This window comes from Sphingobacteriales bacterium (genome assembly GCA_016699615.1).
Taxonomy (GTDB): Bacteria; Bacteroidota; Bacteroidia; order Chitinophagales; family JADIYW01; genus JADJSS01.
This window is the reverse complement of the sequence record CP064984.1, coordinates 2855171-2872380: the sequence shown is the minus strand read 5'-3', so window position 1 is coordinate 2872380 and position 17210 is coordinate 2855171. Positions and strand designations below refer to the sequence as shown.

Sequence of the window (17210 nt, the reverse complement as noted above, 5' to 3'; positions counted from 1 at the left end):
TATTGTTAATTCTTTAATTTATTACCTTTGAATAGTTAAATAACTTGCTACTTTAATTTCTTCATTTAATTTGTTGGTATATTCTAATACAAAATAGTAAGTACCATCTGGCAAAGGTTCTCCTTTATAGTTTCCATTAAAACTTCCATCATATGTGTCGTTTCTGTAAACCTCAATTCCCCAACGATTGTACACACTGAAGTTTATTTTGCCATCAATAGATTCTTTTATCAAACAATCAACATCATAATTGTCATTAATACCATCGCCATTTGGAGAAAATCCTTTTGCAATTATACAATTACAATCTACTGCTGTTACTCTTAATATGACAGTACTATCACAAGTATTATGTGCAGTATAGTGTATTGTATATGTACCCGAAATTGAAATTGTTTGACCATTTATTACTATTGGTTTGTTTGAACAGATAGTAGTATCTATATTAATTTCATTTGATTGACTACATACCACATCAATTATTATTGGAACTGTATCACATACTGTTTTTGTTGAATCGCAAACTATAATACATATTGTATCTCTACCAATGATTCCATTTGCTGTATAAGTAATACAACCTGTTGTACTATCAATATTGTAAGAACCTAATCCAGATGTTGCTGATTGGCTTCCATCGCATAATGTCCAATATCCATTTGTAATATTATAGATTGTATCTAAACATAATGTTTCTGTGCATGTGTCACAAACTGGGAATACTGGTAATGTATCATCTGGTATCACTACAATTATTACTCTAGTTGTATCACATATATCAAGAATTGAATCACATACTACAACACAGAATTCATCAGAACCAATACTAGTACCTATATATGTTACCATTACACAGCCATCGTGTACATTTACTGAATTAAATGGTATTGATATATTATCTAATTCTCCATTACATTCTAACAAAGTAATATTATCTGGATTCATTCCCGTTTCTATTGGCACACAAATACTATCTGTTGCTCCAATTTTTATGGTATCTGATATAACTTCTATACTTGGTGTAATTTTTACAACTACTGTTTGTGTATCGCATACTGTTTGAGTTGCATTACATACTACTATACATAATGTATCTCTACCTATTGTTCCTGATGCTGTATATGTAATACACCCAGTTGTATTATCAATACTATATGAACCGAATCCTGTTGTTGCATTTTGAGTTCCATCACATAATGTCCATACACCATTTGTTATATCAAATATTGTATCTAAGCATAATGTTTCGGTACATGTATCACATACTGGCAATACTGTAACTGTATCTTTTGGTTCTACTACAATTATAACTTTCGTAGTATCGCAAACATCAAGTATTTTATCACATACCACAACACAGAACTCATCAGAACCTATATTTTCGCCTACATAAGTTATCATTACACAACCATTATTTATTGTATAGTATGACAATGATATATTATCTAATGCTTCTGCACATTCATATATAATAATATCATCTGGATTCATTCCTGTTTCTAATGGGATACAAATACTATCAGTTGCTCCAATTGGAATCGTATCTGTAATTATCACTGTTGTTGGTGTAATTTTCACAACTACTGTTTGTGTATCGCATACTGTTTGAGTTGCATTACATACTACTATACATAATGTATCTCTACCTATTGTTCCTGATGCTGTATATGTAATACACCCAGTTGTATTATCAATACTATATGAACCGAATCCTGTTGTTGCATTTTGAGTTCCATCACATAATGTCCATACACCATTTGTTATATCAAATATTGTATCTAAACAAATGGTTTCAGTGCAAGTATCGCATACTGGAAGAACTGGCACAGTATCTTTGCTGCAAATTTCTAATACAATAATTGTTGTGGTTATACTATCACAACCACCTAATGTCATACATGTATCTGTATATGTACCAGCTGTTTTATACACTCTTCCTGAACATGATATAATACTATCGCCATAACATATTGTTGTATTTATTGTTCTTCTAATAACATCATCTACTGTTAAGTATAATCTTATAATGCTGTCACAAGAAGTTACTGTTGATGTTAATGTATCTAAGTATGTACCTGAAACTGCTAATGCTTGTCCATTGAATGTATATGTTTTGCCTGTGCAAATTGATGCTGAAATATTGCTTGTATCAATTGTGTTTACTGTTAATGTTAATCTCACAATACTATCACAGCTTGTTACTAATGATGTTATTGTATCTAAGTAAGTATTAGAAACTGTTAAACTCTGTCCATTGAATGTATAAGACTGACCTTGACATATTGCGTTTGTTATATTACCTGTATCAATATCATTTACTGTTAATGTTAATCTTATTATACTATCACAACTTGTTACTAATGATGTTATCGTATCTAAATAAATACCAGAACCTGTTATTGATTGTCCATTGAATGTATAAGACTGACCTTGACATATTGTAGCTATTACATTACCTGTGTCAATATCATTTACTGTTAATGTTAATCTTACTATGCTATCACAACTTGTTACTGTTGATGTAATCGTATCTAAGTAAGTACCTTCAATTGTTAACGATTGTCCATTGAATGTATAAGACTGACCTTGACATATTGTAGCTATTACATTACCTGTGTCAATATCATTTACTGTTAATGTTAATCTTACAATACTATCACAACTTGTTACTAATGATGTAATCGTATCTAAGTAAATACCAGAACCTGTTAACGATTGTCCATTGAATGTATAAGATTGTCCTTTGCATATTGATGCTATTACATTACCTGTGTCAATATCATTCACTTTTAATACTAATGTAGTTATACTATCACAACCGTCAGCTGATTTACAAGTATCTAAGTATGTACCTGATATTTTATAAACTCTTCCTGAACATGATTTTACACTATCACCAATACAAATTGATTTACTAACATTTATAGTTATTGCATCATCTACTGTTAAGTATAATCTTATAATGCTGTCACAAGAAGTTACTGTTGATGTTAATGTATCTAAGTATGTACCTGAAACTGCTAATGCTTGTCCATTGAATGTATATGTTTTGCCTGTGCAAATTGATGCTGAAATATTGCTTGTATCAATTGTGTTTACTGTTAATGTTAATCTCACAATACTATCACAGCTTGTTACTAATGATGTTATTGTATCTAAGTAAGTATTAGAAACTGTTAAACTCTGTCCATTGAATGTATAAGACTGACCTTGACATATTGCAGCTGTTATATTACCTGTATCAATATCATTTACTGTTAATGTTAATCTTATTATACTATCACAACTTGTTACTAATGATGTTATCGTATCTAAATAAATACCAGAACCTGTTATTGATTGTCCATTGAATGTATAAGACTGACCTTGACATATTGTAGCTATTACATTACCTGTGTCAATATCATTTACTGTTAATGTTAATCTTACTATGCTATCACAACTTGTTACTAATGATGTAATCGTATCTAAGTAAGTATTAGAAACTGTTAAACTCTGTCCATTGAATGTATAAGACTGTCCTTGACATATTGATGCTGTTATATTACCTGTGTCAACATCATTTACTGTTAATGTTAATCTTATAATACTATCACAACTTGTTACTAATGATGTAATCGTATCTAAATAGATACCTGAACCTGTTAATGATTGTCCATTAAATGTATAAGACTGTCCTTGACATATTGACGCTGATACTCTGCCTGTGTCTATTGTATTTACAGTTAATGTTAATCTAATGATGCTATCACAAGAAGTTACTAATGATGTAATCGTATCTAAATAAATACCAGAACCTGTTAACGATTGTCCATTAAATGTATAAGACTGTCCTTGACATATTGATGCTGTTATATTACCTGTGTCAATATCATTTACTGTTAATGTTAATCTTATGATGCTATCACAAGAAGTTACTAATGATGTAATCGTATCTAAGTAAATACCTGAACCTGTTAATGATTGTCCATTGAATGTATAAGACTGTCCTTGACATATTGCAGCTATTACATTACCTGTGTCAATATCATGTACTGTTAATACTAATGTAGTTATACTATCACAACCTTCTGCTGATTTACAAGTATCTAAGTAAGTACCTGATATTTTATAAACTCTTCCTGAACATGATTTTACACTATCACCAATACATATTGATTTACTAGCATTGATAGTTATTGCATCATCTACTGTTAAGTATAATCTTACAATACTGTCACAAGAAGTTACTGTTGATGTTAATGTATCTAAGTATGTACCTGAAGCTGCTAATGCTTGTCCATTGAATGTATATGTTTGGCCTGTGCAAATTGATGCTGAAATATTGCTTGTATCAATTGTGTTTACAGTTAAGAATAATCTCACAATACTATCACAGCTTGTTACTAATGATGTAATCGTATCTAAGTATGTACCTGAAACTGCTAATGCTTGTCCATTAAATGTATATGTTTTGCCTGTGCAAATTGATGCTGAAATATTGCTTGTATCAATTGTGTTTACTGTTAATGTTAATCTCACAATACTATCACAGCTTGTTACTAATGATGTTATTGTATCTAAGTAAGTATTAGAAACTGTTAAACTCTGTCCATTGAATGTATAAGACTGTCCTTGACATATTGCAGCTGTTATATTACCTGTATCAATATCATTTACTGTTAATGTTAATCTTACTATGCTATCACAACTTGTTACTAATGATGTTATTGTATCTAAATAAATACCAGAACCTATTAATGATTGTCCATTGAATGTATAAGACTGACCTTGACATATTGTAGCTATTACATTACCTGTGTCAATATCATTTACTGTTAATATTAATTTTATTATACTATCACAACTTGTTACTAATGATGTAATCGTATCTAAATAAATTCCAGAACCCGTTAACGATTGTCCATTGAATGTATAAGATTGTCCTTTGCATATTGATGCTATTACATTGCCTGTGTCAATATCATTTACTTTTAATACTAATGTAGTTATACTATCACAACCGTCAGCTGATTTACAAGTATCTAAGTAAGTACCTGATATTTTATAAACTCTTCCTGAACATGATTTTACACTATCACCAATACAAATTGATTTACTATCATTTATAGTTATTGCATCATCTACTGTTAAATATAATCTTATAATGCTGTCACAAGAAGTTACTGTTGATGTTAATGTATCTAAGTATGTACCTGAAACTGCTAATGCTTGTCCATTAAATGTATATGTTTTGCCTGTGCAAATTGATGCTGAAATATTGCTTGTATCAATTGTGTTTACTGTTAATGTTAATCTTACTATACTATCACAGCTTGTTACCAATGATGTTATTGTATCTAAGTAAGTATTAGAAACTGTTAAACTCTGTCCATTGAATGTATAAGACTGTCCTTGACATATTGCAGCTGTTATATTACCTGTGTCAATATCATTTACTGTTAATGTTAATCTTATTATACTATCACAACTTGTTACTAATGATGTTATCGTATCTAAGTAAATACCATCAGTTGTTAATGATTGTCCATTGAATGTATAAGATTGTCCTTGACATATTGTAGCTATTACATTACCTGTGTCAATATTATTTACTGTTAATGTTAATCTTATTATGCTATCACAACTTGTTACTAATGATGTAATAGTATCTAAATAAATTCCTGAACCTGTTATTGATTGTCCATTGAATGTATAAGACTGACCTTGACATATTGTAGCTATTACATTACCTGTGTCAATATCATTTACTGTTAATATTAATTTTATTATACTATCACAACTTGTTACTAATGATGTAATCGTATCTAAATAAATACCAGAACCTTTTATTGATTGTCCATTGAATGTATAAGATTGTCCTTTGCATATTGATGTTATTACATTACCTGTGTCAATATCATTTACAGTCAGATTAAGTTTAATGATACTATCGCAGCCAAATCTATTTGCATTTTTTAATGTATCTGTATAAGTACCTGATATTTTATAAACTTTTGTACCAATTCTAATGCTATCACCTTTGCAAATTGATCTTACTATTGTGTGAGAATCTAAAGGCAAAACAGTAAGTATTAATTTCACGATACTATCACAACCTGTTCTTATTGATGTCAATGTATCTAAATAAATTCCAGAACCAGTTAATGTTTGATTATTAAATGTGATAGATGTATTAGCACAAATAGAATCTTTAATAGTTGATGTATCTATAGTTGCATATGGAACTACAAAAGAGAAATATTGACCTGTTGTAAAATTATGTTGCGCAGTAAGATTTCCGCTACCATCAGATACCATTAAGATTTCAGTAGTTCCTGTTCCAAATGCGTCTGTGTTTCCTACTACTAAATAGGTAGATGTTGCGGTACTTGCAGATAATTGTGGAATAGTAATCGTTACATTTCCAATTGTACCTGATTCTTGTACATGCCAAACCCTATCCATTATTTTAAGACAATTAGTAATTGATATATTTTGTGCTGTATATACATCTGTGAAAGTTGTATCTTGACCATTATGTCCTGTCAACCAGAAACTATAGTTCTCAACAAAAGAGTTTGTATTATTTGTATTTGATGTAGCTAAGCCATTATTTAAACTCACAGCTGGTTGGAATCCTTTATTCACACTCTTAGATTGTTTTTGAATTAAGCCAGAGCAACTATCTTCCCCAATTCCGAATATATCATGGTCGTAAGCGCCAAATGCAGATGCTGCATAAACTACAGTTCCATTACTTGCTGTATAATCATTGTATTGACTTTGATTTAAAGTGATACCATATTTAATTGCTAAATAAGTATTTACTCTAAGTATTTCTTCATCAGAAAGTAAGCCATCATAGATTAATACTTCGCCAATTAAACCATCCCAAAAGGCATCGCCACCACTACTACCAACATATAAATGATTTCCAATTGGTGTTTGTTGATAAGCATCCATATCTGTTAACCATTTGAAACCATCTATGTATGAATAGATATTATTTGCTGCACCAACCGTAGTTACATTGTTTAATGATCCTACAGAATAAATTTGTGGTTGCTGATTAGTTCCTGCTGTATATCCATTGTATAATAGTGGATATCCTGATTGAGTTCCTCCTTGTGTATAATAATCTGTTGGAGATGATCCTGCCATTACAAAGTTCCAACCATGTGTTACATCACTCTCTAAATCTAATCCAGGATAATTACCATTATCGCCCATACCTGCTGTTGCTCTTAAAACACCATACGGTGTATTGTTTTCTAAATCTTTTCCTACTGTAATCATGTGGAAGCCACTTGTATTTGGAAAATATCTTGATGTGTTTTGGAAGAACTGATAATTACCAGCATCATTATCAAACTCAACAGAGTTATTGTAGTTGATTAGTTTAGTTCCTGATGTTCTATAAGTAGGTGTACCTACTGATGAATATCTTGTTAAATTTTTACCACCATAGATATCATTCCATTGTGTAACTGTAGTTCCAGATAATGCAACATCTGAAGCTGCATCATCGGATTTATACCATGCTACTAAATTATTGTTTACACCACCTGGTGCTAAAATATTTCCTGCTAAAGTAAAGTAATCATTATTAGCTAAGTCTACATTCGTAAATCTAACAATGCTATCTCCAATTATTGTTGGAATGATAGATGAAATAGATGCAGTACTCATATCATCATTACCATTTTTAATCAATAATCTAAATCCAGCACTAGTGATAAAAGAAATATCGCTTATATTGAAATCTAAGGTTACATTGCCTACATCTCCTGTTTCCTGTACATGCCAAATTCTTTCTAATCTACTTGGACATGAGAATGGAAGACCACTTGGTATATTATTTGTTTCGCTTGGTGCTAATGAAGAATCATTATTTGCCCAAACTAAAAATTCTAAATTAGAAATATTTGTTGTATTTGCTTCGATAGTTACAACTGCATCTTCGTTCACACTAGTCGATTTTGGTTGTATTAATCCAGCACAAGAATCTATACCAATACCTGCTATGTCGTGATCATAAGCTCCAAATGTAGATGCTGCATAAGTTACAGTTCCATCACTTGCAGTGTAGTCATTAGCTTGTCTTTGATCTAAAGTAATACCATATTTAATAGCTAGATAAGAGTTTACTTTTAACTGTTCTGCTGTACTTAGCTCTCTATCAAAAATAATAATTTCACCAACTAACCCATTCCAAGGTAATTCTAAAAGTCCTCCACTATTTCCAATATATAATTGATTACCAATTTCTGTTTGGCGATTAGCATCTAATTGTAATCCTGTTTTATAGCCATCAACTTGACCATTTACATTGTTAGTACCTCCTCCTAAATTTAACGAAGACAATCCAAATATTTGAGATTGTTGGTTTGCTCCACCATTAGTCCCATTATAGGTTACATAATTAGAATTATAATCTCCAAATGGAGTTGAACCACCTAAATATGGTGTCCAGTAATTTCCTGTTGAATTTAAAGGTGCACCTAAACCATTAAAATCTAATGTTGGGTAATCACCTGTACTTCCCATACCAAAAAATCCTTTTATACGAAAATTATTTGCAGGAATATCTAAATCTTTGGCAACGCCTACTATTTGAAATCCACTTGTATTTTCAAAATATCTACTTGAGTTATGAAGTATTCTTGAAATTGAGCCAGGATAATAAGCAAAATTTATGGCTGGATTGTTGGATTGTTATTCATTAATAATGAATTCAACATCAATTGTGGTTTATTTACACCTTGTGTTGTATGATTGATTAAGTCTCTATTTCCAACTTCATCTTTCCAAGTAGAAACAGAGCCTCCGTTGGTTGCTATTTGATTATTTGTAGCATCTAATACGCTACCATCAGCTTTATACCAAGCTACAAGATTTGCAAGAATACCACCAGGTCCTATTGTATTACCTGCTATAGTAAAGTAATCATTATTTACAAGTGAAACATCTTCAAATCTTAAAATTGTATCGTTAATGATTGTTGGAACTATAGTAGAAACTGTTGCACCACTCATATCATCATTTCCATTTCTAATTAATAATTTCCAATCTGACAATGAGCTTTTGTATGGTATTTTATTAAGATTAAAGTCTAATGATACTAAACCAACATCACCTGATTCTTGTACATGCCAAATTCTATCTAATCTACTTGGGCATAATAAATCTAAGGCTGAAGGTAAATTTGTAGTATTCGTTATCAATGATGAGTCATTATTTGCCCAAACAAGGAATTCGAGGTTAGTTACATTTACAGTATCTGCTGTCATAGTAACAACTGCATCCTCATTTGCACTTGTTGATTTTAATTGTATTAAACCAGAACATGAATCTATACCTATACCAGCAATATCATGGTCGTATGCACCAAATGTAGATGCAGCATATAAGGATATTCCATTACTTGCTATATAATCGTTTATATGTCTTTGATCTAAAGTAATACCATATTTTATTGCTAGATATGAGTTTACTTTAAGTAATTCTAGTGAATCTAATTTTCTGTTATAAATGATGATTTCATTTGTTAATCCTTTAAAATATTCTCCATTTGTATTACCAACATAAACATTAGTTCCTATAGTAGAATAGTTATTTGCATTAATTGGTGTTTTTTCTCTGTATCCATCTATATTTGAATATACATTAGCAGTTCCACCATTTGGTGTTGACATACCATAGATTTGAGCTTGTTGGTTATTACCACCTAAATAACCGTTATAAAGTTTGGCTATGGAACCAGTCCAACCACCACCACCAAGTGACATATAAGGATACCAGCCAGAAGCAGTTGGAAGTGTATAAGCATTCATTCCAAATGCTGGACTATTTCCATCAGTTCCCATTCCTAATATTTCGCTTGGTACACCTTTTGTTTGTTGTTGAACACCAACTGCTAACATTTCAAAACCATCTGTATTAGCAAATAATGCAGGATTACCCGTGTTATTTAATGCATTTGCGCCATTAAATTCTAATGAAGGATTGTAATTTACTAATTTGCTTACAGTAGTATTGTAGAATTTAGGCTGTAATGCAGTAGCAGCTTGTGTAACATTATATGTTGAACCACTCACACTATTTGTCCACGTGCTTACACTTGATCCATCAGTATTTAATACATTGTTATTTGTTTTATACCAAGCCACCAAGTTGCCAGTAACACCACCTGGTGCAGCAACTGGCATAATGAATGAATAATAATCTCCATCATTAAAGTTATATTTTGCAGTAAGATTTCCATTGCCATCAGCTTTCATTAAAATTTCAATAGTTCCAGCACCAAATACATCAGAACTATTAACAATCATATAAGTTTTATTTGTTGTATTTACATCTGGAATTGGAATGGTAATTGTTACGCTATCAACTGTTCCAGTTTCTTGTACTTTCCATATTCTATCCATTTTAAATAAACATGGAACTGTGTCAAATGTAATTGGATTGTAACTAATTGAAAATGCAGTTGGAAGTCCGTTATGTCCTGCAACCCAGAAACTATTATCAGCTGTAAATGCATTTGTATTTGTAGCATTATTTGTAGCTAAACCACTATTTAAACTTACTGATGGTTGAAACCCACCATTTATACTTTTAGATTGTTTTTGATTTAATCCTTGTTTATTATCTTGACCAATACCAAATATGTCATATTGATAAGTAGTATTTGCTGTTCCATTCCAAATAACAGTACCACTGCTAGATAAATAACTAAAGTTATTTCCATTTCTATTGATAAAGCCATTGCCTTGTCCTAAGGTAATACCATATTTTATTGCTAAGTAAGATTGTACTTTATTTGCTTCTATTTCAGATATATTTCTATCGTAAGCAATAACTTCTGAGATATTACCACGCCAAAATTCTGCAATTCCACTTGCTACAGCTGCATCGGCACCTACATTAAATTCTCCAAAATGGTATTGACGACCTGTTGATGAAGGATCTTGATTAATATAAGACCAAAATGGACTTGGCGCATTTCTATAACCATCTGTATAAGTTATTAGCGTATCTGTTGCCAATTTATTTTGAGAACGCATTCCCACAATTTGTGTTTGCGCTTTTTGTACTTTACTATCTCTTATAAATGCAGAGCCATTCCAATAAGAACCTGTTAGAGGTGCGAATGACGTGCCTTTTCCAAAATTTCCTCTATCGCCATAAATATTATTACCTACAATTCCCCAAGGTACAATTGCATTATCTACTGCAGAGCCTCCATTTTTATATAATGAAAAATAATCCCAAACTGAGTGCGCACTAAAGAATGCTCTAAACCCTGCATCTAATGAACTATCTTTTGCTACGATGAAGAATGAATAGCTTGAATCTTGCGCCATTAATCTTGATGTATTTCTTATGTAATCATTTGTTCCATCGAAACGTAATGATGGATTAAAATTAATTTGCTGATTACTCGTTGTGTTAAAATAGGTTGGTTTATTTGCTGCAGTTGGTTGAGTAAGATTATAAGAACCATCAACTGCTTGATTTAACCATGTATCTGCACTACCATTATTTGTTGTATTTACACCAGCTGATTGTACACCTGCATCTGCTTTATACCAAGTTCTTAATTGGCTGGTTACTGCACCTGGTGCCATAAGTGGCATTGCAATTGTAAAGTAATCGCCATTTTGAAAATCAATTTGTGCAGTTAGATTTCCATTACCATCTGGTGTCATTAAAACTTCTGTTGCTGTACCAAATGATGCACTATTACTAACAACTAAATAAGTCTCAGATGCATAGATTGAATTTAAAATTGGAATGGTAATAGTAACATTGCCTACTGTGCCTGTTTCTTGTATTTTCCAAACTCTGTCCATAATATATAATTGCTTAGATGGACTCACCACAGTTGGTGTATATGCATTTGCGAAATTTATATTTTTTCCATTATGTCCAGCCACCCAATAACTATTATCAGCCGCAAAAGTATTAGCATTATCAGCATTAGTTGCTGCTAAACCATTGTTTAAACTTACTGCTGGTTGAAATCCACCATTAATACTTTTAGATTGTTTTTGATTTAATCCTTGTGTATTATCTTGACCAATACCAAAGATATCATAATCGTAGGTGTTGTTAGCTGTTGCATTCCAAATAACAGTACCATTACTAGCTATATAATTAACATCATTTCCATTTTGATTTATATAACCATTTCCTTGACCTAAAGTAACACCATATTTTATTGCAAGATATGATTGGATTTTGTTTGCCTCTAATTCTGAAATATTTCTGTCATAAGCAATTACTTCTGAAATATTTCCTCTCCAATGTTCATATGAGTTTAAAGCTGATGTAGCATCAGCACCAATAATAAATGCTCCAAAATGATTAGAGCGACCTGCAATGGCAGGATTCTCATTAATATAAGACCAAAATGGATTAGGTGCATTTCTATATCCATCTGTATAAGTAATTAGTGTATCTGAAGCTAATTTGTTCTGAGAACGCATTCCTACAATCTGTGTTTGCGCTTTTTGTACTTTTGAATCTCTTGTATATGTTGAACCATTCCAATAAGCACCTGTACTTGGACCAAAAGTGGTGCCTTTGCCAAATGTACCACGATCGCCACTAGTAGCAGAATGTCCTACAATTCCATACGGAATAATGGAATTATCTGTAGTTAAAATACCATTTTTATATAAAGAGAAATAATCCACTACAGTATGAGAACTGAAATAAGCTCTATAACCTACATCTGTAGCACTATCTAAAGCAACAATAAAGAACGAATAACTCGTATCAAATTTCATTAGTCTTGTATCATTACCAATACAGTCATCAGTACCATCAAAACGCAATGATGGATTATAATTTATTAACTGATTGGTTGTAGAATTATGATATACTGGTCGCTTTGTAGCTGTTGCTTGTGTTAGATTATATGTACCACCAGCTTGATTGATCCATGTGTTCGTCATTGGTTGTTATTTGCATTTACACCAGTATTTTGTACTCCAGCATCTGCTTTATACCAAGCTTTTAATTGGGTAGAAACCCCACCTGGAGTTTGTGCATTTGCTAAGTATAAAAGCGTTGATAACAAAATAGTAACTAGTATTGTTCGTTTCATAATATTAATTGTGGGTTAAAATTAGTTAAAGTAATGATTACTTTTGTTATCTTTGGTTAAGAAAAAAAGTTATTATATGTAATTTTTATATAATATGATTGTCCTTTTAGATGCTATCTAAATAGATAGTTATTAATAACTTATGAAATATATAGTATTGTTCTGTGTCTTTATATTGCTTTTTTTTAAAATATTAAAGCATCTTTAACCTTTCTTCTTCTAAGTCAATTTGGAATAATTGATGACGAATAATTTCTTCATTTATAGTTGGGTCGTTGTTTAACTCTTCTAAAAACTGTCTTTGACTATCAAACATTTCAATTAACACCTGTTTTATTTCATCTGTTATCCAGCTTTCTGCATCGTCTTCTGCTCTTTCTTCCCAATATCTCATTAGTCTTTCTATATGTATGTGACTATCTCCATAATCGCCAGTTTCGTGTTTTGTTTTAAAAAACTGATATACATGAGAACGTAATGCTAGTTTCATCATTTTCTTACTACCAGATTCGTTTTCATCTTCGATAAAATCATCGAATATTTTTGATTTTCTAATGATATATGGTAATGTAAGTCCTTGAATTGTTAATGTCAGTAATATAACAACAAAGGTTATAAATAGTATTAAATTTCGATGAGGAAAGTCGGTTCCATCATCTAATTTGATTGGAATTGCGAGCGCAGCTGCCAATGAAACAACACCACGCATTCCTGTCCACCCAAGTAATAATGGCATAAGAAATCTTCTTTTTGTTGTCCTTGCTTTAGGTAGTACTTTTGGTCTAAAGATAAGTGTGGCAATTAATGCACTATATGAACTTATGATTCTAACTATAACCAATACGATTGTAACAATAACGCCATAAAATATTGCAGTAGATATATCAATTCCTTTTTCTCTTATTCCATCAATAATTTCAGGTAATTCTAAGCCTATAATAAGAAACACTATACCATTTAGCATGAATGTAAAACTTTCCCAAACGCTAAAACCACGAATTCTACTTGTACAATTTAAAAATAACAATCGTTTAGTTGACATATATAAACCGCCAAATACTACAGCTAATACACCTGAGCTATGTGCTTGTTCTGCAACCCAATACATGAAATATGGTTCAATAATTGTTAATACAATATCAGAAGGTGCGTCAGTTGGCAATATTTGATGAATTTTCACAAATAGCCATCCTAAAAGCAAACCTATTCCTGCGCCACCAAGTATCATCCATGCAAAACTTATAGATGCATCTGCTATTACAAATTGACCAGTAATAATTGATAGAATTGCAAATCGGAAAATAATTAATGATGATGCATCATTCATTAGGCTTTCGCCTTCTAAAATTGTTGATAATACTTTTGGTATTTTTACGAATCTGGTAATTGCTGCTGTACTTACTGCATCTGGTGGTGATACAATTCCGCCTAATAATAATCCGAATGCAAGTGTAAATCCTGGAATAAGATTATGTGTAACAATTGCAACTGTAAATGCTGTAAAAAATACAACTAAGAATGCGAAACTCCCAATCATTCGCCACCATTTTTTCATTTCTTTGAATGAGATCTGCCATGCAGCATCAAATAATAATGGTGGAAGAAAAATAAAAAATATTAAATCTGGATTGATATGCACACTTGGAAGTCCTGGTATAAAACTAATGGTTAATCCTGCTAAAACTAATAAAATTGGATATGCTATCTTTAGGTGCTTAGCCCATAAATTTAATATTACAATTAATGCTAATAATGCTAATAATGCTAATAAGAATGGTAAGGTTTCGTGCATATATACTACTAAGTATTTTTATTCTACAAAAAATTAAATAAAATATTTTTCTATTGCTGTATCATATAGATTTTTAAACTCACTGATAGTCCCAATAGTTTTATTATTTATCACAATATTTTCTTTTATACAAATTGTACCAATATTTCTAAAATCTACTTGTTCTGAATTTAATAATGCTTCAAATTTATCTTTTTGATTTGGATGAATAGAAACTACAACTCTACTTTGTGCCTCTCCAAACAAACAAGTATCTAATCTTAATGATGAACATGTATTGATTTCAAAACCAAAACCTCTGTGCATAGCACTTTCTAAAACTGTTGTAAACAATCCACCTTCTGAAATATCATGTGCTGATTGTATTATTTTTTCTTTTATTAGTTTTGATATTGTTTGCTGTACTTTGTATTCTGTTTTTAAATCAAAGAATGGTGCTGGCGATAATTCTACTTTATGATATTCATATAAATATTCTGATGAATTAATATCATTTTTACAAGTTCCTATTACATAAATTAAATCATCCGCTTTCTTAAAATCTAAAGTCATTTTATTTGCCACATCATCAATAATACCAAGCATTCCAATTGTTGGTGTTGGATTTACAGCTCTATTTGGTGATTGATTATAAAAAGAAACATTTCCACCAGTTACTGGTGTTTCAAATTGCAAACAGCTATCGCTCATGCCTTTTAGTGCATGTACAAAGTTCCAATATACTTCTGGATCATATGGATTACCAAAGTTTAAGCAATTGGTAATAGCAACTGGCGTAGCTCCTGAACATGTAATGTTTCTTGCTGCTTCTGCAACAGCAATAGCACCACCAACTTCTGCATCAGCATGTACATATCTGCTATTACAATCTACAGTAACTGCCAATCCTTTTTTTATATCTTTTAATCGAATGATTGTTGCATCACTTGGCTCATTGATAGAAGTATTATTGATACCCACCATTGAGTCATATTGTTTATATATAAATCTTTTTGATGCTACGTTTGGCAAACTTACTATGAATTTTGCAATTGAACTTATTTCATCTAAGTTAGGTTCTTGAATTTGGTCAATATTGAATTGGTCTCTTTTTTCGTGGTATTTTGGTTTAGTAAACTCACGTTGGTAAATAGGTGCTCCACCGCCTAATACTAATGTATCTGCTGGAACTTCTGCAACCAACTCATCATTCATATAATATTCTAATTGATTGCCTTCTGTTACTTCTCCAATAATGGCACAGTTTAAATCCCATTTTTCAAAAACTTCTTCAACTAATTTTTCTTTTCCTTTTTCTACTACTATTAGCATTCGTTCTTGAGATTCACTTAACAAAATTTCAAATGGCTGCATGTTTTTTTGTCGAGTTGGAACTTTATCTAAATAGATTTTCATTCCATGTTCGCCTTTTGCACTCATTTCAGATGTAGAGCAAATTATGCCAGCTGCGCCCATATCTTGCATTCCTATAACTGCACCTGTTTTTATAACTTCAAATGTTGCTTCCAATAATAATTTTTCTGTAAATGGATCGCCAACTTGTACAGATGGAATTTTATCTTCTGCATCTTCGCCTAAATCTTCTGAAGCAAATGTTGCTCCATGAATACCATCTTTTCCTGTTGCAGAACCAACAATATACACTGGATTGCCCTTACCATAAGATGTAGCTGATACAGTTTCGCCAACTTTTACAATTCCAACGCTCATGGCATTTACCAATGGATTTACTTGATAACAATCATCAAAATAAACTTCTCCAGCTACAGTTGGTACTCCAAAACAGTTGCCATAATTGCCAATACCTTTTACTATTCCTTTTAATAGATGTTGCGTTTTTTTATTTTCAATTTTGCCAAATCTCAAAGAATTTAATGATGCAATTGGTCTTGCACCCATAGTAAAAATATCTCTAGAAATGCCACCAACGCCTGTTGCTGCGCCTTGATATGGTTCTACTGCACTTGGATGATTGTGAGATTCAATTTTAAAAGCACACGCCCAACCATCGCCAATGTCTACTAATCCTGCGTTCTCTTCTCCAGCTTCTACTAACAGTGCTTTACCTTTTCTAGGTAATTTTTTTAAGTATATGATTGAATTTTTATAGGAACAATGTTCACTCCACATTACAGAATAAATACTTAACTCTGTGAATGTTGGAATGCGACCTAATATTTCTTGTATTTTCTGAAATTCTTCTGGTAATAGTCCGAGTGATTTTGCTGTTTCTAAATTAACTTCTACTGACATAATTTATAATTATGTCCAAAAATAATGAAATAAATACTAAGTGAGAAAAATAGCGTATTAAATAAAAAAAAT

The 17210-nt window shown here is 31.4% G+C and carries 5 protein-coding genes; all 5 read right to left on the bottom strand.

Annotated elements, in window-relative coordinates; genetic code table 11:
* Window positions 1-21: 21 nt before the first annotated feature.
* A complete protein-coding gene (locus tag IPK18_13690) occupies window positions 22-8529 on the bottom strand; it encodes a gliding motility-associated C-terminal domain-containing protein (protein ID QQR97860.1) in 8508 nt (2835 codons plus the stop codon).
* 146 nt (window positions 8530-8675) lie between these two features.
* A complete protein-coding gene (locus IPK18_13685; GenBank protein QQR97859.1) occupies window positions 8676-12941 on the bottom strand; it encodes a hypothetical protein in 4266 nt (1421 codons plus the stop codon).
* Window positions 12938-13093, bottom strand: a complete 156-nt coding sequence (locus IPK18_13680; protein ID QQR97858.1) for a hypothetical protein — start codon at window positions 13091-13093, stop codon at window positions 12938-12940. The genes IPK18_13685 and IPK18_13680 overlap by 4 nt, the downstream gene beginning before the upstream one ends.
* A 193-nt stretch (window positions 13094-13286) precedes the next feature.
* Window positions 13287-14885 (bottom strand): Na+/H+ antiporter, encoded by a 1599-nt coding sequence (locus IPK18_13675; GenBank protein QQR97857.1) that lies wholly within the window; start codon window positions 14883-14885, stop codon window positions 13287-13289.
* Window positions 14886-14918: 33 nt separating this feature from the next.
* A complete protein-coding gene (purL, locus tag IPK18_13670) occupies window positions 14919-17138 on the bottom strand; it encodes a phosphoribosylformylglycinamidine synthase subunit PurL (GenBank protein ID QQR97856.1) in 2220 nt (739 codons plus the stop codon).
* Window positions 17139-17210: the final 72 nt, after the last annotated feature.

What these genes read in the sequence shown, in the direction of transcription:
- IPK18_13675 (QQR97857.1), bottom strand. Translation starts at nt 14,885, where the DNA reads ATGCACGAAACCTTACCATTCTTATTAGCATTATTAGCATTATTAGCA.
- IPK18_13685 (QQR97859.1), bottom strand. Translation starts at nt 12,941, where the DNA reads ATGACGAACACATGGATCAATCAAGCTGGTGGTACATATAATCTAACA.
- purL (QQR97856.1), bottom strand. Translation starts at nt 17,138, where the DNA reads ATGTCAGTAGAAGTTAATTTAGAAACAGCAAAATCACTCGGACTATTA.
- IPK18_13680 (QQR97858.1), bottom strand. Translation starts at nt 13,093, where the DNA reads ATGAAACGAACAATACTAGTTACTATTTTGTTATCAACGCTTTTATAC.
- IPK18_13690 (QQR97860.1), bottom strand. Translation starts at nt 8,529, where the DNA reads ATGGGAAGTACAGGTGATTACCCAACATTAGATTTTAATGGTTTAGGT.